This window comes from Gluconobacter sp. OJB, assembly GCF_039638275.1.
Classification (GTDB): domain Bacteria; phylum Pseudomonadota; class Alphaproteobacteria; order Acetobacterales; family Acetobacteraceae; genus Gluconobacter; species Gluconobacter cerevisiae.
Genome location: NZ_JBDIWH010000001.1, coordinates 481,618 through 502,706, shown reverse-complemented (window position 1 = coordinate 502,706; position 21,089 = coordinate 481,618). Strand labels below are relative to the sequence as shown.

The window sequence follows — 21,089 nt, the reverse complement described above, 5'->3', positions numbered from 1 at the left end:
TATCTTCGTACTACGTCAAGATCGGCTAACCTTCTCGACATCAACCAAAAGGGCCGGGCCCGTGGGATGCCAACCTGTTCGCTTTATCGTCTCATTGTACGATGCGGGCATATCCATAGCCACGAAGGGTGCCAAGGACCCAAAATGGTCTTGCGCCTCCTCGGCATTAAGCGATTTTACTGGAATCCCAAGACGGCGACTGATTGTTGTGGCAATGGCCCGCATCTCAATGCCTTCTTCGGCAACCGCATGATATTTTACTCCGGCTTTGGGGCTTTCCAGTGTCATCAGGAAGAGGTGAGCCACATCTGAAACATGCGCAGCGGGCCACCGATTGCTTCCATCATTTATATAGGCGGATATTCCGGTCGCTCGTGCGATATCAATCAGAGTACTTACAAGTCCTTGTTTGTTCACATTGTGCACCTGCGATAGGCGGATGACCGAGGCGATTACGCCTTGTGAAGCCAGGCGTAATGCTGTTTGCTCGGACACGCGTGGAAGCCTGTAGGTTGCCGGGACGTTATCGTCTTCTGTTACGATCCGTCCCGGTGCCAATCCGCCTATTCCATTAGGCACGAGTAACGGTTTTTGGGTACCAAAAAGGGAAGCGCCGATTATTTCGATAGCGTTCCTGTCAAGCTCACATGATTCCTGAAAGGCCGTAAAATCAGGATTGAAAGCAAGATGAATAATAGCATCGGCTTTTCCTGAACCGATACGCAGGCTTTCATGATTGTCGAGCGAGCCGCGCTGAACTTCGGCACCAGCAGCGTGAAGGGCACGGGCCGCTTCCTCGGATCTGGCTAACCCTAGCACTTCGTGGCCTGTGGAAAGAAGTTCGGAAACGACAGCGGAGCCAATGAAGCCATTTGCGCCGGTAATGAATACTTTCATAAGTGTTTCCCTTACTCAGTTCGTATCAATTTGGAGAGTGATTTTTCATGGGGTGATCAATAAGCACCAATTCAAGTCACTTCACCGCCTTTAAGGCGCTCTATGATTCTCAATATTTTATTACGTGCTGAAGGCCTGTCGCTCAGGATCGGATACTGTTCGCCACGCATAGAAACCCACGGTACCAAGACATCGAAGTCCAGTCCCGCAATGGTCTCCAGACTTGAGATATATTTCTGACGGTTGCTTTCATCCAGAACAACTGCTTCCCACCGGTTATGGTGGGACCAGATCATGTCACCGCTGAACAGCACTCGATGATTACCACACGTCCAGAGGAACATGGAAAATCCCGCTGTGTGTCCTGGTGTAGAAATAATCTCGATCGTATTATCGCTGCTCAGATAAGTTGCTAAATCTACAGCTCCTGACATGGAAGCTTTGGTTTGAGAGAGGTCAGCAGCGGCAACATATGCAGCTATGCCCAGCTCAGGTGCTTTATACATGGCCTCATGCCAATGGCTCATAAGGAGAGCAGAGGGCCTGCCCAGCTCAACGATCGCATTTTTGTCTTTGGAAAGACCTGGCGAATTATAGATTGCAGTAAATCCTTTATCTGTTTTGATCAGATAGGATCGCACCTCGACGCCTTGCATGAAGGGTAGGTCTCCAGCCTCCGTGACAAAGAGACTCGGCAGCGAAATATCCTTGTTCGAGACTTCACGAATCATTTCTTAATCCAAACGAGAAATAGGCACATCGAAGACATCCTCCTACGACGCATCATCATTCAGCCTTCGTAAGTGCCGCCGTATTGCACCGGTACCAAATCTGCCTGTTTTTCGCCCGATCGCACGAGTTCGAGGATTTTTTCTGCAACCTGTTCAGGACGCTGACGCTCCGCAGAAATGGGAGCCTCCAGTTTCTTGGCTGATTCTGCTCCAGCTTTGATTGATGCGACCAGTTCTGTCTCGGTAATGAAAGGGTAAATTACGGATACCGCAATGTTGGTTTTTTCGAGTTCGGCTCGCGCCACCCCCGATATGGTGCTCAACGCCGCTTTGGTTGCGCTGTAGGCAGCGCTTTCCGCAAGTGGGTGGAACCAGATACCGGAACTCACATTAACGATGCTTCCTGCGCCCCGCTTGTGCATGGCGGGAAGGACATGTTGCATTATAACGAGAGGTGCCAAGACATTCAGCTCGAAAATATCGCGGAAGTCATCGATATTAATCTGCTCAATAGGGGCCTGAAGCGCCTGTCCCGCATTGTTGATCAAAATGTCGATGCGCCCGTGGATTTTGAGAGTTTCCTTAACTGCTTGGTCGACTTGGTCGCGATCCGTTACATCGCAGCGGATCGCGACAGCATCGTTAAGTTCCCCAGCCAGCTTTTTGATCCGTTCCTCGCGGCGAGCAAGCAAAATTACTTTTGCCCCTGCAGCGGACAACAGCCGGGCCGTTGCTGCTCCAATACCCGAAGATGCACCGGTAACGATAGCAATTGAGCCTGATATCCGCATGTTCCAACTTCCTTGGTTTTTGACTTACGATAATCTCAAACGATATGAGGAGATTATAGCTATCATAAGATAGGAATCGTCGAGAAGGAAGTGACATAGGTTGAAGTTTAAATGTGGTGGTTGTGATACATGCATGCCAGGGACAGGAGACGTAGTCCCGATTTTCAGCAAAAAATATGAAGTACGATCTTATTTGAGACCGGAATGATCTTACGGAACAGGTTTTCCCTAACTAGCGCTACTTTGACGGACCAGAGTTAGGATACCTGCTGAAGAACGTACTTACATCCGTAATGAGAGCAATATTTCAGCCGTGAACAAGATATGCGATCAAGGATGGCCTGATCACGCTGGCAGGCAAGGTTGCAATGGCGGCGCGAGGGCTTTTTTGTCTTGACGGAGCGGACCTGCGGGGCGCAAAAAGGCGCCGACCATCATCGACATAAAAACGAGTGGTCATGCGCCCATTCGTTCTCTTGCACTATGACCTGCCGTCTCTTCGAGTATAGTATCTGCTGTCTAGGAAAAGTCGTACCTTTGGGTGGCGCTGACTTGAAACCGGAAAGATTAGCTCAACATCGGGGGAGTAGATTCTCTGGCGTCGGGGAGTATCGACTGCGTGGCCCCGATGAATTGATGTACCCGGTCATAGGGGGAGGGGCGCATCCGAACTTGCTCCCATGGACTGGAGGTTTTTGTGATCTCCCGGTTCAACCAGGCTCAGGACCTATTAAAATATTGAACTGAGCGAGACGTTGTGATTCACAGGCTTACCGATGGAGGTAAGGCTGTGAGTGACGTATTTTTGCTGTCTGAACGCCAGATGGAGCGGATTGAGCCGTTTTTTCCTCTGCCGCATGGAGTGCCCCGTGTGGATGACCGGCGTGTTTTGAGCGGAATCGTTTACGTGATCCGCAACGGGCTTCAGTGGAAAGACGCTCCGAAAGCGTATGGCCCGCACAAGACTTTATACAATCGTTTTATTCGCTGGAGCCGCCTGGGTGTCTTCGACCGGATCTTTGTCGCCCTGACAGAACAGGCTGGCCGTTCAAAGCGCCTGATGATCGATGCAACACACCTCAAGGCACACAGAACGGCGGCGTCTCTACTCAAAAAGGGGCTTTTCCCCGCCATATCGGACGGACAAAAGGCGGCCTGAACTCAAAACTCCATGCCGTGTGCGATAGTCAGGGCAGGCCTGTTCGCCTCTATCTGACAGCAGGACAAGTCAGTGACTTCAAAGGCGCAGACGTGCTGCTGGCAGATCTCCCCGAAGAGACAGAAGAAGTCATCGGGGACAGAGGCTATGACAGCAACCGGATCAGGTTATCGCTTGCAGAACGCAATATCACTGCCTGTATTCCCCCGAAAAAGAACCGGAAATCAAAGCTGCCTTACGACTGGCATCTGTATAAAAAGCGCCACCTCATCGAAAACATGTTCGCGAAACTCAAAGACTGGCGACGTATTGCGACCAGATACGACCGATGCGCTCATATCTTCATGTCCGCAATCCATATCGCAGCAACCTTCATCTTCTACCTCAAAGAATGAGTCCTGAGCCTAGGCCTGAGGTATAGGTCGGGCAAGTTCTGCGTTATGCCTTGTCACCCCGACCTTCCAGATACGGGGCGGACGATTGTTCAAGACCCGCTTGCCAGTTTTATTCCAACGCCGGTCTCTGACGAAGCGGTGCCAAGCGGGCAATAATCAAAAAAAATATATCTTTCCAAACAAATACAGCTCAATATGTAGAATAAAAATATTTAAATTAATGAAACCTTATCTATCTTCACATCAGAAAGAAAAGTTCCATAAAATAATTTATTGCCGCATATTGTGATAATATTCTATTTTATTTAATAAATAATTTTAGTTAATTTATATTTTTTTTGCTTATTGTAAAAAAAGTTTATACGTATTTTCGGAGACTATTATGTCATCTTCTTCTGTGGAGGAGGTATCTCCTTCACGGCCCACGGGGCAAATTAAAACAAAAAACACAGATTCAAATCTTAATTTAGATACTTTAAATTCAACAGAAATTCAGAGTAAATTTTCTGAATTAAAAACATCGCCTAAAGGTTTGACTTCTATAGAAGCTCAGGATCGTCTCGCGAAAGATGGTCCAAATGCAATTCAGGCGCACGAAGAGAGTCGTTGGAAGAAACTTCTGGGTTATTTTTGGGGACCAATTCCCTGGATGATCGAGATTGCGGCGGTTATTTCATTTTTACGCGCCGACTGGCCAGATTTTTTTGTTATAGCTGGTCTGCTTCTTTACAATGCTGCTATCGGGTTCTGGCAGGATAATAAAGCCGCAAACGCTCTCGCGGCCTTAAAAAAAGGTTTGGCTCTCAAAGCCTCCGTCTGCCGCGATGGGGCTTGGATTTCGATTACGGCAACCGATCTTGTGACAGGAGATGTTGTAACAGTTGCCGCAGGAGAAATTATTCCTGCAGACCTTCTGTTAATTGACGGAAAATATCTTTCAGTTGATCAGGCTGCTTTAACGGGCGAATCTTTACCTGTTTCTAAAAAAATTGGTGACGGGGCATATTCTGGATCCATTGCGCGGCAAGGATCCATGATTGGTTTGGTTACAGCGACAGGTAATAATACTTTTTTTGGTCGTACGGCCAAGTTGGTAGCATCTGCAGGTAGCAAGTCGCATGCAGAACAGGCTGTTCTGCGTATCGGCGACTTCCTGATTATTCTTGCCGCAGCACTTGCTGTTGTGTTGGTTGGAGCGCAACTCTGGCGCGATTTAGCTCATAACGCTATCTGGCATTGGAGTGAAGCAGGGGCTATTGCCCAGTTTGTCCTAGTTCTTCTTGTAGCCTCCGTGCCGGTGGCCATGCCCGCAGTTATGTCGGTTACAATGGCACTTGGAGCGCTCGCTCTTTCGCGACAAAAAGCCATTGTATCCCGTCTGTCAGCTATTGAAGAACTGGCGGGCGTAGATGTGCTGTGTTCGGATAAGACAGGAACACTTACCCAAAACAAGCTGACATTACAGGCGCCGATTCCATTTGGAACTGCAAAGGCAGATGATTTGGTCATCGCGGCCGCTTTGGCAACGCAAACGGAAAGTACGGATGCAATTGACCTTGCTGTTCTTAAAGCGCTTCCAGAAAATAATCCGCTTGGCACCTATAAGCGCGTGGACTTTATTCCGTTTGATCCTGTTAATAAGAAAACAGTCGGAATTGTGCAGGATGTTACGGGACATAACCTTCGTTATGCCAAGGGAGCACCGCAGGTTATTGCGAAGTTATGCGGGCTGACGGAAGGAGTAATCAGCTCGAATGATAGTACTCCAACAACCGAATATTTTGGCAAGGTTTCCGAGTTAGCCAGTCACGGAACCAGATCTTTGGGCGTGGCTGTTTCTCACGACGACGGGAAGACTTGGGTCTTGTTAGGGCTTCTGCCTATGCTGGACCCTCCGCGTCCTGACGCAGCGGCTACAATTGCCCAAGCAAAAAAGCTTGGGCTATCCGTGAAAATGGTCACAGGTGACGATGTCGCGATTGGTTCGGAAATTGCACATCAATTAGGGTTGGGGGAGCACCTGCTTAAGGCAAGTGACATATTTTCACCTGATATGAACCCAAATAAAATTCCGGTTGATGCGGCGCGCGCGGTTGAAGCTGCAGATGGGTTTGGGCGGGTCTTCCCTGAACATAAATTTGAAATTGTTAAAGCTCTGCAGGAACGCGGTCATATCGTCGCCATGACAGGAGATGGTGTTAATGATGCTCCGGCTTTAAAACAGGCAGATTGCGGTGTTGCTGTGAGTGGAGCTACTGATGCAGCACGTTCCGCAGCAGCACTTGTACTGACAGCACCGGGATTATCAACGATCGTAAATGCGATAGTGGAAGCTCGAGCAATTTTCGAACGTATCACATCATACATTTATTATCGTATCGCAATGACGATCGATATTATGTTCTTGGTTGTCGCCTCTTATCTTGTTTTTGGCTTTCAGCCTTTGACGGCCATTATGATTGTGGTGTTGGCTCTTCTTGACGATATCCCGATTATGACGATTGCATACGATAATGTTGTGACGTCTCCTCAACCCGTGCGCTGGGACATGCATCGCATTATTTCCTTTTCTTCAATTATGGGGATTGCGTCTTTAGCCGAAAGTTTTGGTCTGCTACTTCTTGGTATTGCTTGGATGCATACGCCATGGTTGATGGAAATAGTTCCGCTAACAACCGCTCATCTCCAGACAATGATCTTCCTCCAGCTTGCTGCCGGTGGCCATCTGCTTCTGTTAGTCGTGCGAACGCGGCATACGATTTTTAGACCTCCTTATCCTAGCCGCCCGCTCTTTCTTGCAGTGGTTGGAACACAGATTGTGGCAGTTTTGCTCTGCGTATTCGGTATTCTTGTTCCAGCGTTACCTTGGATCATGATTGCTGTTGTTTGGGCATATGCTCTTGTTTGGATGGTAATTATTGACGGAATTAAGATTTTCACTAATTCGCAAATGACGAAACGTGAAAAAAATAGCCAGAAATTATCTCACCCTATTTCCGAAAAGTAACTAACAATAATCATTAAGGAATGTATGTCATGGATTTACGTCGTAAACTCATCGTCAAACCAAGAACAATCGTTCGCCTGAAAAATGTCGATGCTTCTTACCATGCTCACTACAAATCAGAATATGAAGCTGAAAAGGACATTGAAAATCATCAGGCTCGTGTCGGGGAGCACCAGCAGAAACTATATGCTGAAAAGAAGCACGCTCTTTTAATTGTTCTTCAAGGCATTGATGCTGCCGGAAAAGACGGCACTTGCTGGCATGTCATGAAAGCAATGAATCCTCAAGGAACATCCATACAGGGTTTCAAGCAACCGACAGAAGAAGAAAAGCTTCATGACTTCTTGTGGCGTGTCCATCCACACACACCTGGCCGAGGACAAGTCGGAGTTTTTAATCGATCACATTACGAAGATGTATTGGTAACAAGAGTGCATGACCTTGTTCCAAAAAAAATCTGGTCAAATCGATATGATCTCATCAATGATTTTGAAAAAATGCTGGTCGCGAACAATGTGACTATTCTGAAATTCTTTCTTTATATTACCCCAGAAGAGCAATTGGAACGCTTTCGTCAACGTCTGGATGATCCTGCCAGACAATGGAAAATCAGTGATTCTGATTATAAAGAGCGGGAGTATTGGGATAAATATACCGACGCATATCAGGACATGATGGAAAAATGTTCAACAAAACACGCGCCTTGGTACATCATTCCGTCAAATAACAAATGGTTTAGGAATCTCGCTGTATCCAATATTATATGGAAGACCCTTCAGGATATGAATCTGGCTTTCCCAGAGCCTACTGTTGATATTGAAAAAATCAGAGAAGAGTATCATCAGGCTAAGGAGAAGAATCTTTAATTTAATCGGTTAAGACCGTTCTTCCGGCTTGAGCTTTAATGCTCTTGATGTTTTGACTGGCACGATTCATGAATGTAACTCTTTTTATTTTCTTAATGGTTTATTTGGCGATGGGGCTAGGCAAATTGCCTGGCTTCAAAGTCGATCGTACCGGGGCGGCCATGATTGGCGCCATGGCTATGATGGCTGTAGGTAGTATTGGCGCTAAAGCAGCTTGGGTGGCGGTAGATTATCGAACGATTGGCATGCTTTTTGGCTTGATGGTCGTATCAGGTGCGTTTGCTGAATCTGGTTTTTATGAATGGGCAGCACGTAAAGTCGCTACTTTATCTGTCGGGCCAGTAACGCTTTTGGCCGTCTTTGTTGCTGTTTCTGGTTGTCTCTCTGCACTTTTAACAAACGATGTTGTTGTCGTCGCTATGACGCCTCTTTTAGTATCAGTCACTTTGGCTCGAGGACTTAATCCTGTACCATTTTTACTCGCTTTTTGTTTTGCAGCCAACACCGGATCAGCCGGAACTTTAATCGGCAGTCCACAAAATATGATCGCGGCACAAGAGCTCGGGATTTCATTTACAGGATTTTTATCTGCAGCTGGAATACCTGCTTTGTTATCGCTGCCGGTTGTATGGGGCGTTGTTGCCTGGATGTATCGGGGAAATTTCGACTTAAATAAATCAGATACTTCCAGCTGCGTATCAACAACGAATCCTGTAATAACGCCTTTAAATATTCAGGAAACTTGCAAGGCAGCCATCATTACCGTTGCTGTTATTATTATATTCGTTTTGGATTTTTGGCCAAAAGAATTAGTTTCTCTAACTGCTGCCGCAATCTTGTTGTTAAATCGTAAAATTTCTTCTAAAGATGTTCTTCATAGGGTCGATGCTAATCTTTTGCTGTTGATATCTGGATTATTTATTGTAAACGCAGCCTTGTCTAATACAGGATTGCCACAAAATATTTTGTCACATCTTCACACAGTCGGTGTTGATTTAAATAACCCCATAGCATTGTTTTTAACCAGCGCTACTTTAAGTAATATTATTGGAAACAATCCGACTGTTATGTTGCTCGTTCCATTTTTAAATCCTGGAACACATGTTAACGCTATGGGTTCAGCCATTGCTTTAGGAACTGGTTTTTTTAGTAACCTAATAATTTTCGGAAGTCTTGCAGGTATTATCGTTGTTGAACAGGCCGCTCTTTGTGGAGTGAAGATTTCATTTAAAACATTTACGCGCGTGGGCGCTCCAGTTTCTATAATTTGTATGTTGATGGCAGTGGTCTGGATCTTTTTTCTTATGAGATCTTAATTAATAGGACAATAAAGATCCTGCTATTTTCCCCTAATTATTGTTGTGTTTCTTGGGAGCCGTTTGCAAAATCTGACAGTCAAAACTTAAGAGCAGGCATTTCGAAAAAAAATCATGGCGTGAATTTCGGCTTTCCCTTAAATTCAGACCATGCATCATATCGGATTTTTTGTTTGCCAGAACCACCGCATCCTCGACCTTGCGGGCCCCTTAGGCGCTTTCGAAGAAGCGAATATTCTCATTGAGGGGGAGGCCTACCGTTTAACGGTAATTTCTGAGTGCGGAGGCGTCGTTGTAGGGAGTTCGGGGGTCCCCATCCATACTCAGTCTTCCCGTAACGCGGCGTTTGATACGGTTCTCTTCATAGGCGGAGATATCGACCCTTTTCAAAGTCCTGACGTAGTCGCAGCAGCAAAAAATCTCACGGTAAACACTGTCCGCGTCGCGAGCGTGTGTACAGGCGCCTTCCTTCTTGCACAGACCGGACTGCTCGATGGTCGCCGCGCAACAACCCATTGGCGTCTCGCACCGGAACTGCAACAGCGTTATCCCCAGATCAGGGTCGTTGCGGATCGTATTTTCATCTCAGACCACAACGTATGGACTTCCGCAGGCATTTCGGCAGGGATCGATCTGGCACTGGCCCTCATCGAAACTGACCACGGCATCGCAATCGCACGCGACGTGGCTCGAGAACTTGTTGTTCCTTATCGCCGCTCCGGCGGACAGTCGCAGTTCTCGGCCATGTCCCAGATGGAGCCGGAATCAGACCGTATCCGCATGGCTCTTGCCTTCGCACGGGATCATCTGGTCGAACCGCTCCCTATCGAACGTTTAGCGGAAGCCGCCCGGTTAAGCGTCCGCCAGTTCGGACGTGCTTTTCGCAGTCAGACTGGGGAGACACCGGCCAGAGCAGTGGAACGCCTACGCGTGGAAGCGGCCTGTGGCCGCCTGCAAAGCGGGTCGGAACCGATTGAGCAGATCGCAAAATCCGTGGGGTTTTCCGATCCGGAGCGCATGCGCCGCGCGTTCGTCAAGCTGCACGGTCATCCACCTCAGGCAATCCGTCGCGCCGGTCGTCAGGACAACTCGCTCTAAATGACGACATCGCCATGATCTTAAAAAGATATGACGCCCATCAGTGCCTCCACCGAATCATGAATGAACCCATCAGCCTTGAGCATGACCAGACCGTGGAGTTGCCCCCATCTGACATGCGCGGACAGATGTGATGTCGGCGAATCCAAAGCCGTAACGCGATCAAGAAGCGGCTGAAAACTTGCGCTCGCTGCGCGTTTGAGGGGGCTGTCGGATGCAGCCCCCGGAACCAGACCCGATGCAAACATAAGGCGGTAAAGCTCTACATTCCGTTCCCCGAACACAAGATAGGCAGCCGCCATCCTGCTCAGCGCGCTCATATCGTCTCCGTCCGACGCGGCTTCGAGAAGAGCTTCGGTAAATCGCTCGAACCCATCTGTCGCAACGGAGAAAAGCAGGTCTTCACGGTCGCTAAAATGACGGTAGGGCGCCGACTGCGCCACGCCAGCCCTGCGTGCCAGTGATGCCATGGAAAGACCCCGCGCCCCATGAGCGGCGATTTCCGCCCGCGCTGCATCGAGCAACACCTTCCGCAGAGCGCCATGATGATAGGTTTTACGAGAACCGGAGGATTTTGCGCCTGCGCTGTGCTTCATGTGATGACGTATAACATTTAAGTTGACACTGGATCAATGCATGACAATGTGATGGTGTATCACATTGGAGACCATTATGCCGCTGACACCAAATTCCTCCATTCCCAAACATTCAGGTGCATCTTATCTCGCCAATAATTTCAAACCGATCGAAGCCGAAACGACCACTTTCGATCTGGAAGTCATCGGCCATATTCCCGAGGCTCTGAATGGCCGTCTGCTCCGTATCGGTCCCAACCCCGCCAGTATTCCAGACCCCGCACGATATCACTGGTTTTCAGGATCAGGCATGGCCCATGGTCTGCGCCTGAGGGAGGGAAGGGCAGAGTGGTATCGCAGCCGTTATGTCAGGGATGCGTCTGTGGTTGCCGCTCTGAAATTGCCCCCGCTCGGAGGGCCTGGTGCCGGTCTGCGTGATGGCAGCGTGAACACGAATTTTACCAGTGTTGGAGGAAAACTCTATGCCGTTGTCGAAGCAGGCAGCCTTCCAGTCGAACTAAACTACGAGTTGGACAGCATCGCGCGTGCAGATTTCAATGGGACTCTTGAAGCCGGCTTCACCGGCCATCCAAAATTCGATCCCATAACCGGCGAACAGCACGCTCTCGCCTATGAACCCGGACAGCCTGTTCGCTATGTTTCGCTCGGGCAGAACGGATATGCCACGACGAAAGCGCGGATTGATTTGCCCCATATTCCACTGATCCACGATATGGCATTTACCTCGTCGTTCGTCGTCATACCCGATCTGCCTGTCACGTTTCAGCCCGAGCATGCGAAGGCGAAATTCCCCTGGCTCTGGGATGAGCGACGGGATGCGCGGATTGGGTTGTTGCCCCGCAACGGAGACGTCACGAACATCCAATGGTTCGAAGCCCCACGCTGCTTTGTTTTCCATTTCATGAATGCTTATGACGATGGCCACCTGACCCTCATTGACCTGCATTCCCCAAGTGGCGTGGCGTTTGAGGTGAAGATCGCCTGTATCCGAGCGCTAGACAAGGATTTTCTGCCGCAAGCGGCACCTGCGGTCGCGCAGACTGCTGGATCTGGACGGATCAGACCGCGAAGCCGCTGTTTCCTTGCCCAGGGGCGGCGTTTTTCAGCGCAGCGGACAGATCTGTCCAGCCGCTTTCGTTCAGTTTGAGCGTGGATCGCGATCATGCGCATAGCGGTGGCGCTCGCAATCGGCGGATAGCGGCGAGGATGGCGCGTACCATCGTGCCGGTGACAGCGACCTCGGCCAGCTGGAAGGTGATGGTGCGGGCGTGACGGACCACACGTGCCCCGATCTTGATCAGCTTCAGTTGCAGGCTGGTCAACGACCAGTCGGCCATGGCCTCGGGCAGCTCGATGCAGCGCAAGAAGGTGGCCAGGTTGTACGCCAGGGCGTGCAGTTGCAGCCGCACCTCATTGTCGCGGAACTTCCGGCACGACAGCCGCGTCCAGCGAAAGGCGTATTTGCCCTCTTTGATGTGCTGCTCGGCGGTGCCGCGCTGGTTGTAGAACCGCACCACCCAGTCCGGCTCCATCGGCAGGTTGGTGACGATGAAGCCGACACGCGGGAACAGTTCGCCCGGATGCCATTCGATCTTGGCGATCACCCGGCGTTCCTTGTCCCAGGACGCCGCCTGATACTCGAATTCCTCGAAGAACCGCTTGACCTTGGTCAGTGACGGCCGCCCGACAGGGCGCGTTAGCCGATGCGCGATCTTGTCCTTGAGGACCGCGTTTGCGGGCAGCCGGATGGCGTAGAAGAACCGCGCTTCTTCCAATCGCTCATAGATCGCCGGGATCGCGTAGGCAGCATCGGCCCGGAAGAACCTGCCACCAAGGTCGCGCTCCGCGTAGCGCGCAATGACGGGGTCGAGAACATCACGCCAGCCATCGGCGCTGTGGACGTTGCCATGGCGCAGGGCGCAGCGTTCCAGCATCCCGAACTGGTTGAACAGAAAGTTGGGGTGATAGCAGCTACAGTCGAAATGGCCATTCCAGGCGGACCCTTCCTGGTCGCCATGGGTCGGGCTGACCGAGCTGTCCATGTCCAGAACGATGTACTTCAGCCCGTTACGGTCATGGAACCGGTCGATCCATTGCCCGTTCAGGTCGGCCAGCGCGGCACGGTTCCCGGCCAGAGCCAGCGTCTCGGTCTCGAACCGTCCCATCTGCGATGCCGAGGCCGCTTGTGCATCGACCGCTCTGCCGCCGACAACTTGGCGCATGACCGGATCGCAGGCGAGACGGTTGGCGTCGTTGACATCCTCGTATCCGGCCAGCCGCCCAAAGACTGATTGCCGGAACAGGCCGTCGAGCCGATGGACCGTGTTCTTGCCAGAGCGAGTATCGCGCAGCGCCGCTGACGCCAAATCGGACAACCCGAGCGCGTCATCAAGCTCGCGCATCACCAGAAGGCCGCCGTCGGAACTGAGCTGCGTGCCGCGAAATTCCAGCCGCACGCGAGGGTCGAAATCCACCCGATCTGCCCGTTGCAAGCCCGCACCCTCTGGGTGATCCATGAAACGCGCCCCTCGCAGCCTTCAACACCATGTTTTATATAGGAAATATAATGGTCAGGACAGCGAAATCAGCGCCTTACTTGGGAAATGTGGGATTGATCTCGCCAGTCATCCCCGCATGTTCGAGTGCGATCATAATGGCCCGAACGAAGGTGCGCCCAAACTTGTACGCTGGACGCTCAACCGGCGTTCCGGACGCTTGAGCGAGACGCTCCTTGACGATCACGGAACTGAGTTTCCACGCATCAATGAGCGGTTCGGTGGCCAGTCCTATCGCTTCGGCTACACAGCCCATTGGGGCCAGGACGTGCGCTTCGGACCGGCCATGAAACATGACATGCTGCGGGGAAGTACAGAAATACATCACTATGGCCCGGACCGAATGACGCTGGAGCCCATCTTCGTGCGCAAGCCAGAGGCACTTGCCGAAGATGAGGGTTGGATCATGTCTTACGTATACGATGCAGCCCGAAATCTGAGTGACGTCGTCATTCTGGATGCTCAGGATTTTACCGGAGAGCCTGTCGCTACTATACGCCTGCCAGTCCGGGTTCCGTTTGGTTTTCACGGAGAATGGGTCGCGGATCGCGCCACTATGTCCGCGACAGATTGACTTCGAGTTTCTGGTTGTCGGGAGAGGGGAGCAAGATTTCCCCTCATTATCGACACCAGAAACGGGAAACAGCTCAATCGTAATTTGCAAAATATTTATTTCTGTCTACAGACCTTTTGCGAGTTTAGGGACTAGAGAAATAGCCTCATATGGTCTCGACAGTAGTGGAGAGATTTCCTCAAGAAGCGTGGACATTGATGCTATACTTTCATCCCGTTTGCACGCGTCCATATCTTCGAAAGTCTGGATCATCCATATATCATCTTTGTCATCCAGTGACTTTAACAAGGCGCAGATTCGAATCTTATTATCTGCGCTGGCTGCCCTGACCAGCGGTTTGAGCTTTTGCAACAGTGTCGATGCTTGACCGGGCTTTGCCTTTAATATCCGCACCACTGCGAAGTCCGCGATAGTCTGGTCGCCTCCGTAAGGCCAGATCTTTTCATTCGGTTTCCGCACCCGGCCCTTCAGTGCACTTGGTTGGGGTGAGGGGCCATCGGCGGCAAGAAGTTCAGGAATATCAGTGAACAGCCCGAGGACGCGCTTCTTCCACGCATTCAAGTAGTCGACGCGACGGTCCGAGCTGACATGCGCAACGGACCAGACGTAGAAGGGAGGCATTACATCGAACCCTGCGTAAGCCAGCAAGCCATTCTGGATTGCCTCAAACCGCTCGGATTGCCTGCTTGGGACCGCTCCCTGACGCGGTTCAGAGGCACCAAGGGTCGTGCCGATCAAGGCACGCTTGCCTTTCAGACCACCTTTCCCGTAAGCACCGAGACTTGGGTGTTCATTGCTATATATCCGGTCATACGCAAATACCCTGTCGAACCAGCCCTTAAGAATTGCCGGAACGTGGAACCAGTACAGCGGGAATAAAAAAATAACTGCATCGGCCCAAGCCAGCTTGTTCAGCTCGTCAAGAATGTCGGGGGTGTATCCCGCATTGATTGAAGCAACCCGCTGGCGTGACTGGTAGTCAGTACCCGAACCCGGTCCGCCACCCGGCCGAGGCGTGATAAAGTCAGCGTCATCTGCGACGGCTTTGAACTTCATGGCATGCAGGTCAGATACGCGCGTGTTATACCCCTGCTGAGCAAGGGCTTTAAGAGCGCAATCCAACATTGCTTTGGCGAATGAATTCGGATCATGATGCGCGTAGAGAATAAGAACATTTTTACGCATGGGGCACCCAATAGTAAAATTCTTGAATCAGCGTTCATCTGACTTTAATGGACCATCGTCGTTCCAAATATCGCGATGAAGTTTCCAGCCATTGCTCTGCTTTAAAAAAATAAGAATTTGCTTGCCACGGGACTTTAATTTTCCGTCATGATCCCGAACAATCGAATTCGAAACTTCGGTTACAACTTTATCATTTCCGTAGAACTCAAAACTATTGAACGTCACCGTATCCGGTTCTGTCCCCGCATATCCGTCCGTAAAATATTTCGAAATTGCTGCAGCGCCAGCAATCCGCTTGCCGCCGGGCTGTAGCAGTGTTCCATCTTCAGTATAAAGACGACCAATAGCCTGATAATCGCCCCGCTTAAAAGCATCGGCCCAACGATTGTTTTCAGCTTTGATAGCTGTCTCTACAGATTTTTGAGGACGATCAGCATAAGCTGCAATCGGAGTGATAGTGACGCTTGCAACGATACAAAAAGGAGCGATCTTAGTAAGAACTAATTTCATATGAATTGCTCAGGGAGCCCTCTAGGTAATTTAAAAATGTCTGGAGACCACTGACAGGTTGGTTTCCTGTTATGCCGCACGATTATTTATCGGATCTTGCAATAAATAATCGCTTGTTTTTAGGATCAGAAATCTCCGAGATCTGCTCACCCAATTAAAGAATTGGGCGCATTAAACCGTCTTTGGATCCGGGCAACATTTTATAAACAGTGTCGCGGATTTTGGGTGGCGCCTCAGCAGGGCTTCCGGCATGAAATGGCGGCTGCGGATCATACTGCACAAGAAGCTGCACTTCCTGCGCGGCCTGCGCCCCACGGAGTTCAGCCGCGATCGCCAGACCGAAATCAATACCGGCCGTCACCCCACCACCACTCATGAAACGGCCATCTTTCACGATACGTGCGGAATCCGGAATGGCTCCATACTCCTTGAGTACGTTCAGGAATGCCCAATGACAGGCACTTCGACGTCCCTTCAGAACCCCTGAAGCTGCGAGGATAATCGATCCGGTACAGACGGAGGTCACATATCTCGCTGTCTCAGACAGACGCCGGACATGCCCCAGTATCTCGGGCTTCATCATGGCCGAAAGATTTAGGGCGCCAGGCACGCAAATGACATCGACCTTGTCGATATCGGAAAGTTTCTCCGTCGGCCCGAAAACAATGCCTTTTTCCAGCGTGACGAAACCGCCCTCAGGACTGGCAAAACGAACATTCGTGTTGGGAATGCGAGACAGGATTTCGTTGGGACCGGCAAAATCGAGAAGTGTCCCGTTCGGATAAATCGCAAACAGAAAATCGATAGGCTTTTCGGCTGTCCCCAGCACAGCCGCCCGTGCGCTTTGCGGCAGAAGGCGCGTTGCCGCCGCTGCGGCAATCGCAGCGCTCCCGATTAACATCATGCGCCGCCGTGCACTCCCTGCCTCGCTCAACTCTTCCAAGGTCGTTTCATCGAATATTTCTGGCATCTCTGCCTCCTCGTTTCTTCTGCCTCTAAGGCTTGTTATCGGACGGTCTTGAGACGTAGTCCCCCACGATAATTTCCCAAAGGACCTATTTCCCTTATTTTACGCCACAACCTAAGTCGCGAATTATCGTGTCTCGAAAAGAGGGAAATATGTCCTTTAGGTCGCAAATCTTTTGGCTAGGATCAACGAGAACGATGATCAGCGTCCAGAACGCTCGTCACGTTTCTCTAATATGAGGATCTGATATGAGACTTTCGGGAAAAACTGCCCTTATCACGGGTGGTACGAGCGGTATCGGCCTTGCGACCGCAAAGAGATTCATTGCAGAAGGTGCCCGCGTTGCCGTGACTGGCCGTGACGAAACCCGGTTTGCCGATGTGCATGCAGAACTCGGCGGCGAGGCGCTGGTTCTTGCTGCTGACGTGCGGTCTATCGAAGATATGAAATCCGTTGTGGACAAGGTTCAGAAATCATTTGGTGGCCTCGATATTCTGTTTGTGAATGCCGGTTACGTCATTCCGACACCATTACAATCAATTAATGAACATCAGTATGACGACGTTATGGATGTCAGTGTCAAAGGCGCTGTGTTCACGATGCAGGCGGCACTCCCTGTGCTACGTGAGGGATCATCCGTTATTTTGACGACTTCGTTCATTGACCAGACCGGCAAGCATGGTCTGTCGCTGGTTGCCGCTGCCAAAGCGGCGGTTCGGTCATTCGCACGCAGTTGGTCCTATGAGTTTCTTGACCGCAAAATCCGCGTCAACGCTGTTGCCCCCGGCGGTATCGAAACACCGCTCTTGAGCAAGATCGGTCTCTCAGAAGCGGAAGTGGAAAACTTCAAAACCCAGTTCGCTGCGAGCGTCCCTCTTGGGCGAATGGGCCAGGCCGAAGAAATTGCCGCCGCCGTTCTCTACCTCGCAAGCGACGAATCCCGATACGTCGTCGGCACAGAACTGGTCGTCGATGGTGGTTGTTCACAGCTTTAAAGCATCAATCCGACCGCCTCAACGACCTTCCATCACAGGGACAACCATTATGACATTTACAAAACCGCTCTCCTGTTTTTTGGCCGCCTCTATGGCACTTGCCCTGCAATGCACTCCTGCTCTGGCGGCCAATACGCAATCGCCAGATGCGGACGCCGTGAAAGGGGTGACCGAAGAGTTTGCTGCGGACCTTGCCAAAGGTGATCTCAAGGCGATTTCGCGTCTCTACACCGATGATGCCAAGCTGCTGCCCCCCAACGCAGACCCGATTTCCGGCCGTGCTGCAATCCTCGCCTATTTTGAGAAAACTCTGCGGCCAGATCTCGTCGGCGGTGCCACATTCGATGACTACGAGATCTATGGTGGCGAAGCATCCGCGATCAGCCTCTCTCAAATCAGAATGCTTGATCCCAAAGGACAGGTTATTGAGCACGGCAAACAGACGATCGTTTTGCTCAAACAGGATGGAAAATGGAAAATTCATCGGGATATGTGGTCAGATAATTCACCCACCAGTCCTTGAGCTTACCGAACAGGACCTTGGTACGGTTGCGGCGTTTATAACGCCGTTTATCGTATTGGAAGGGAAGAACGCTGGATTTTCGGGTGTAAATACACGCCCTGATCACTTCCGCCTTTAGAACTTCACAACGCCTATCGGCTGCATAACCCCGATTCATCAACAAGCATTGGGCATTTTTCAGGCTTTCGATAGGGGGCATGATGCCTATATTATCGCAACCAATTCGCCAGCGCCTAAACCGAAACGTCGGCATCTCCGATGCGGGTGTGTGATGATTATTTCGAAACTAACTGTTCTTTGTTTGCAGATCGTGCTTCGACGAGGGCGAAAAGGCTTCCTAAAATAATCGGACTATGCTGATGAACAGGGTTCATATATGTCTCGCGAAAATTTTAATGACCTGATCGCATTTCTGGCTGTTGCTCGAGAGAAAAGCTTTACGTGTGCTGCAGCAAAGCTCGGTGTCTCACAGTCCGCACTGAGCCATACAATCCGGTTATCGCTTCATTCACCAAAGGAATAAATCGCAAAACACTATTATTGGCACTGATGAGCATGATGATTGTTTCAGGAACGGTTGTTTCGCTGACGCCGAACTCCGTCATCTTCATGCTTGGCCGGGCGATGGATGATCGACGTCGTGATTGGTGGTTTCTGATCGATGTTTGCCGCCACAGCGATGCGTCTTGTCGAAGAGCATCATATTCCACGCGCGTTGGCGATCCTGGATGGCGGAAATGCGTTAGCGACAGTGATTGCTGCGCCTGCGGGCAGTTTTCTAGGGAATCTGATAGGCTGGCGTGGTGCTTTTTTCTGCGTAGTACCGGTTGCTGTTATTGTTTTCGTCTGGCAGATGCTCAGCCTCATTCTATGAAAATTATGGAATATAATTTGAGCGTGTCACAATAAGAAAAATTACATTGTTTTTATGGAAAAATGAATGGTCCTTTTGCAAACGGGATCGGAAAACTACCTGTTTGCAAACGGATGCTGCTAGATGTTCCTCTATGCCCACTGAGGAAAAGGATCGGCTAGGTTGTCGTAATGCCAAGGCATAAATACCTCGTTTTGTGAGGGAGGGACAAGGCAGTCGTCCAGAGCCGTGCGAAGAGCGGTTTCATCCATTCCAGCGCCGATAAAAACGAGTTCCTGTCGGCGGTCTCCATAAACATCATCCCAATACCCCGCGAGAGTAGCGCGCCAGGCTTCATCGTCCGGCCAGTTTTGATGTGGGACGCTGGCCCACCAGCGTCCGGCAGCCTGATGGCGGGCCAGGGCGCCTGCGATACTCAGATCACCGACCCAGTCTGGCCGTGTCGCGAGCCAGAAATAGCCTTTGACCCGGACGACACCCTCCCATGATTTTTCGATGAAGGCGGCAAAGGCTTTCGGGTCGAAAGGGCGTCGGGCACGATAGACGAAACTGGTGATGCCATATTCCTCTGTCTCGGGACGATGATCGGCATGTCCGTGCAATTCCCGGAACCAGGTCGGGTGCTGGTGCGCACGGTCGAAGTCGAAAAGACCTGTATTCAGGATCTGGTCTGGTGAAACCTGACTCTGCTGTGTTTCGATGAGCTTCGCATCGGCGTTCAGGGAGCGGATGATCAGCCGGGCCGCCTCAGCCTCCTCAAGGGAGGCTGTATCCATCTTGTTGAGGATAATGACATCCGCAAACTCAATCTGATCGACGAAGAGATCCACAAGTGCGCGTTCATCGTCCTCTCCCGCCACTTCACCCCTGTCCCGCAGAAAATCGGTCGAGCCATAGTCCCGAAGCAGGTTTACGGCATCCACGACTGTAACCATCGTATCGAGGCGCGCGATATCGCTCAGGCTACGACCGGCTTCATCGCGGAATTCGAATGTTGCGGCCACGGGAAGAGGCTCGGCAATTCCAGTGGACTCGATCAGGAGATAATCGAACCGCTTTTCCTGTGCCAGCCGGTTCACTTCCGTCAGAAGGTCGTCGCGTAGAGTGCAACAGATACATCCGTTGGTCATCTCGACCAGTTTTTCGTCTGTTCGCGACAGATTGCTGCCGCCATTGCGGACGAGGTCTGCATCGATATTCACATCGCTCATGTCGTTGACGATGACTGCGACCTTTAGGCCTGCACGGTTATTGAGGACATAATTGAGGAGTGTTGTCTTGCCAGCGCCCAGGAAGCCGGAAAGGACAGTCACGGGCAATCGGGTATCCGACATGGGGGAGATCCTTGGGATGTGAGGCGGGTTGATGTGCTTCTATTATTAGATATGTTATAACATATCAACAATAAGGGGTATTTTTCGTCATGTCTGCATGTCCGACACGCTGCTTTCTGGAGCGTCAGTTGCCGTTCGGCGGCATCCTGTCTGCACATCGCAGTCTTGAGCTACATCGGATGGACATGTCCTCAGCCCTGACGACGGCAGCGTCAGCATATCTTGGGACGGGTCCGCGTCTGCTCATGGCAAAGGGGGCACTGTCGGAAATAGCGGCGCAGCTTGCTTCCCGTTGTCCGGAACCTGCGCTGCTTCTAATCCCGGATATGCTTGAGCTTGCGGAACTTTACAGTGTGGTTTCCGGACACCGAAACCTGCGTGTGCGGCTGGAGAAGATCACCACGGACAGTTGCCGGAAATTCCACGTGGACTGTGTAGACCTGCGGCTGCTTCGGGCTTATGTCGGGCCGGGCGTGCAGTGGACCGCTGACGAGGGGCGGACCGTACAGGAAGCCCCGACGGGGGCTGTTGTCTTCCTCAAAGGGAAGCATTTTCCGGGGTGGGACGAGGCGGAGAAAATTCTCCACCGCTCGCCGCCTTTATCATGCCGCCCCGTCGAAGAACGTATCAGACTCCTCCTGACCATCGACGAAGTGAATGCTTGTCCTGATGCACCTTTCGACATGACCACCTGATTTGCATTTGGCTCTAGAAAA

20 protein-coding genes and 1 pseudogene are annotated in these 21,089 nt (G+C 51.0%); 12 read left to right on the top strand and 9 right to left on the bottom strand.

Features of this window, described 5'->3' with window-relative positions; all coding sequences use genetic code 11:
- Window positions 1-15: 15 nt before the first annotated feature.
- The 3 genes from ABDK74_RS02360 to ABDK74_RS02350 form a co-directional block, all read right to left on the bottom strand.
- Window positions 16-897, bottom strand: a complete 882-nt coding sequence (locus ABDK74_RS02360) for an SDR family oxidoreductase (RefSeq protein WP_346002553.1) — start codon at window positions 895-897, stop codon at window positions 16-18.
- 71 nt (window positions 898-968) lie between these two features.
- Window positions 969-1,628 (bottom strand): MBL fold metallo-hydrolase, encoded by a 660-nt coding sequence (locus ABDK74_RS02355; RefSeq protein WP_346002552.1) that lies wholly within the window; start codon window positions 1,626-1,628, stop codon window positions 969-971.
- Window positions 1,629-1,687: 59 nt separating this feature from the next.
- Entirely contained in the window at window positions 1,688-2,419 is a 732-nt protein-coding gene (locus ABDK74_RS02350) for an SDR family oxidoreductase (protein ID WP_346002551.1), read from the bottom strand.
- A 790-nt stretch (window positions 2,420-3,209) separates the two neighbouring features.
- Here ABDK74_RS02350 and ABDK74_RS02345 point away from each other — a divergent pair.
- From ABDK74_RS02345 to ABDK74_RS02325, 5 genes are all read left to right on the top strand, one after another.
- A protein-coding gene (locus tag ABDK74_RS02345; protein WP_346002506.1) for an IS5 family transposase occupies window positions 3,210-3,973 on the top strand; the annotation gives its coding sequence in 2 pieces (ribosomal slippage) (window positions 3,210-3,543 and window positions 3,543-3,973; 765 coding nt in all).
- A gap of 382 nt (window positions 3,974-4,355) precedes the next feature.
- Window positions 4,356-6,980 (top strand): plasma-membrane proton-efflux P-type ATPase, encoded by a 2,625-nt coding sequence (locus ABDK74_RS02340; protein WP_346002550.1) that lies wholly within the window; start codon window positions 4,356-4,358, stop codon window positions 6,978-6,980.
- A gap of 29 nt (window positions 6,981-7,009) precedes the next feature.
- Complete coding sequence (locus ABDK74_RS02335) at window positions 7,010-7,846, top strand: polyphosphate kinase 2 family protein (protein WP_346002549.1); 837 nt, start codon at window positions 7,010-7,012, stop codon at window positions 7,844-7,846.
- A 68-nt stretch (window positions 7,847-7,914) separates the two neighbouring features.
- Entirely contained in the window at window positions 7,915-9,162 is a 1,248-nt protein-coding gene (locus ABDK74_RS02330; protein WP_346002548.1) for an SLC13 family permease, read from the top strand.
- 150 nt (window positions 9,163-9,312) lie between these two features.
- The gene (locus ABDK74_RS02325; protein WP_346002547.1) at window positions 9,313-10,260 is read left to right on the top strand and encodes a helix-turn-helix domain-containing protein; all 948 of its coding nucleotides are present in this window, start codon (window positions 9,313-9,315) and stop codon (window positions 10,258-10,260) included.
- Window positions 10,261-10,280: 20 nt separating this feature from the next.
- On the opposite strand, the gene ABDK74_RS02320 is transcribed toward ABDK74_RS02325, so the two are convergent.
- Window positions 10,281-10,856: a TetR/AcrR family transcriptional regulator gene (locus tag ABDK74_RS02320; protein WP_194255568.1), complete on the bottom strand. Its 576-nt coding sequence runs from the start codon at window positions 10,854-10,856 to the stop codon at window positions 10,281-10,283.
- Window positions 10,857-10,932: 76 nt separating this feature from the next.
- Here ABDK74_RS02320 and ABDK74_RS02315 point away from each other — a divergent pair, with 76 nt between their 5' ends.
- Window positions 10,933-12,003, top strand: a complete 1,071-nt coding sequence (locus tag ABDK74_RS02315) for a carotenoid oxygenase family protein (protein WP_346002546.1) — start codon at window positions 10,933-10,935, stop codon at window positions 12,001-12,003.
- Between the two features lie 13 nt (window positions 12,004-12,016).
- Here ABDK74_RS02315 and ABDK74_RS02310 read toward each other — a convergent pair whose 3' ends face one another.
- On the bottom strand, window positions 12,017-13,372 hold the full coding sequence (locus ABDK74_RS02310; protein ID WP_006473457.1) for an IS1380-like element IS1247 family transposase: 1,356 nt from the start codon (window positions 13,370-13,372) through the stop codon (window positions 12,017-12,019).
- Here ABDK74_RS02310 and ABDK74_RS02305 point away from each other — a divergent pair.
- Window positions 13,371-13,985, top strand: a complete 615-nt coding sequence (locus tag ABDK74_RS02305; protein ID WP_346002545.1) for a carotenoid oxygenase family protein — start codon at window positions 13,371-13,373, stop codon at window positions 13,983-13,985. The two genes, ABDK74_RS02310 and ABDK74_RS02305, sit on opposite strands and share 2 nt — an antisense overlap.
- Window positions 13,986-14,090: 105 nt before the next feature.
- Here the strand turns inward: ABDK74_RS02305 and ABDK74_RS02300 are convergent, their stop codons facing one another.
- The 3 genes from ABDK74_RS02300 to ABDK74_RS02290 all read right to left on the bottom strand — a co-directional run bounded on the left by ABDK74_RS02300 (window position 14,091) and on the right by ABDK74_RS02290 (window position 16,650).
- Window positions 14,091-15,170: an NAD(P)H-dependent oxidoreductase gene (locus ABDK74_RS02300; protein ID WP_346002544.1), complete on the bottom strand. Its 1,080-nt coding sequence runs from the start codon at window positions 15,168-15,170 to the stop codon at window positions 14,091-14,093.
- Window positions 15,171-15,197: 27 nt separating this feature from the next.
- Entirely contained in the window at window positions 15,198-15,680 is a 483-nt protein-coding gene (locus ABDK74_RS02295; protein ID WP_346002543.1) for a DUF4440 domain-containing protein, read from the bottom strand.
- Window positions 15,681-15,834: 154 nt separating this feature from the next.
- On the bottom strand, window positions 15,835-16,650 hold the full coding sequence (locus tag ABDK74_RS02290) for a DJ-1/PfpI family protein (RefSeq protein WP_346002542.1): 816 nt from the start codon (window positions 16,648-16,650) through the stop codon (window positions 15,835-15,837).
- 245 nt (window positions 16,651-16,895) lie between these two features.
- On the opposite strand from ABDK74_RS02290, the gene ABDK74_RS02285 reads away from it, so the two are divergent.
- From ABDK74_RS02285 to ABDK74_RS02270, 4 genes and pseudogenes are all read left to right on the top strand, one after another.
- Complete coding sequence (locus ABDK74_RS02285) at window positions 16,896-17,642, top strand: SDR family oxidoreductase (RefSeq protein ID WP_346002541.1); 747 nt, start codon at window positions 16,896-16,898, stop codon at window positions 17,640-17,642.
- Complete coding sequence (locus ABDK74_RS02280) at window positions 17,620-18,165, top strand: SgcJ/EcaC family oxidoreductase (RefSeq protein WP_346002540.1); 546 nt, start codon at window positions 17,620-17,622, stop codon at window positions 18,163-18,165. Before ABDK74_RS02285 ends, ABDK74_RS02280 begins: the two co-directional genes overlap by 23 nt.
- A 376-nt stretch (window positions 18,166-18,541) precedes the next feature.
- A pseudogene (locus tag ABDK74_RS02275) lies at window positions 18,542-18,661 on the top strand (LysR family transcriptional regulator); the annotation flags it as partial.
- 165 nt (window positions 18,662-18,826) lie between these two features.
- Window positions 18,827-19,039, top strand: a complete 213-nt coding sequence (locus tag ABDK74_RS02270) for an MFS transporter (RefSeq protein ID WP_346002539.1) — start codon at window positions 18,827-18,829, stop codon at window positions 19,037-19,039.
- A 131-nt stretch (window positions 19,040-19,170) separates the two neighbouring features.
- On the opposite strand, the gene zigA is transcribed toward ABDK74_RS02270, so the two are convergent.
- Window positions 19,171-20,373: a zinc metallochaperone GTPase ZigA gene (gene zigA, locus ABDK74_RS02265; protein WP_346002538.1), complete on the bottom strand. Its 1,203-nt coding sequence runs from the start codon at window positions 20,371-20,373 to the stop codon at window positions 19,171-19,173.
- An 89-nt stretch (window positions 20,374-20,462) separates the two neighbouring features.
- Between zigA and ABDK74_RS02260 the strand changes: the two genes are divergently transcribed.
- Window positions 20,463-21,068, top strand: coding sequence for a DUF1826 domain-containing protein (locus ABDK74_RS02260; RefSeq protein ID WP_346002537.1), 606 nt, complete (start codon window positions 20,463-20,465; stop codon window positions 21,066-21,068).
- The last annotated feature ends 21 nt before the right edge of the window (window positions 21,069-21,089 follow it).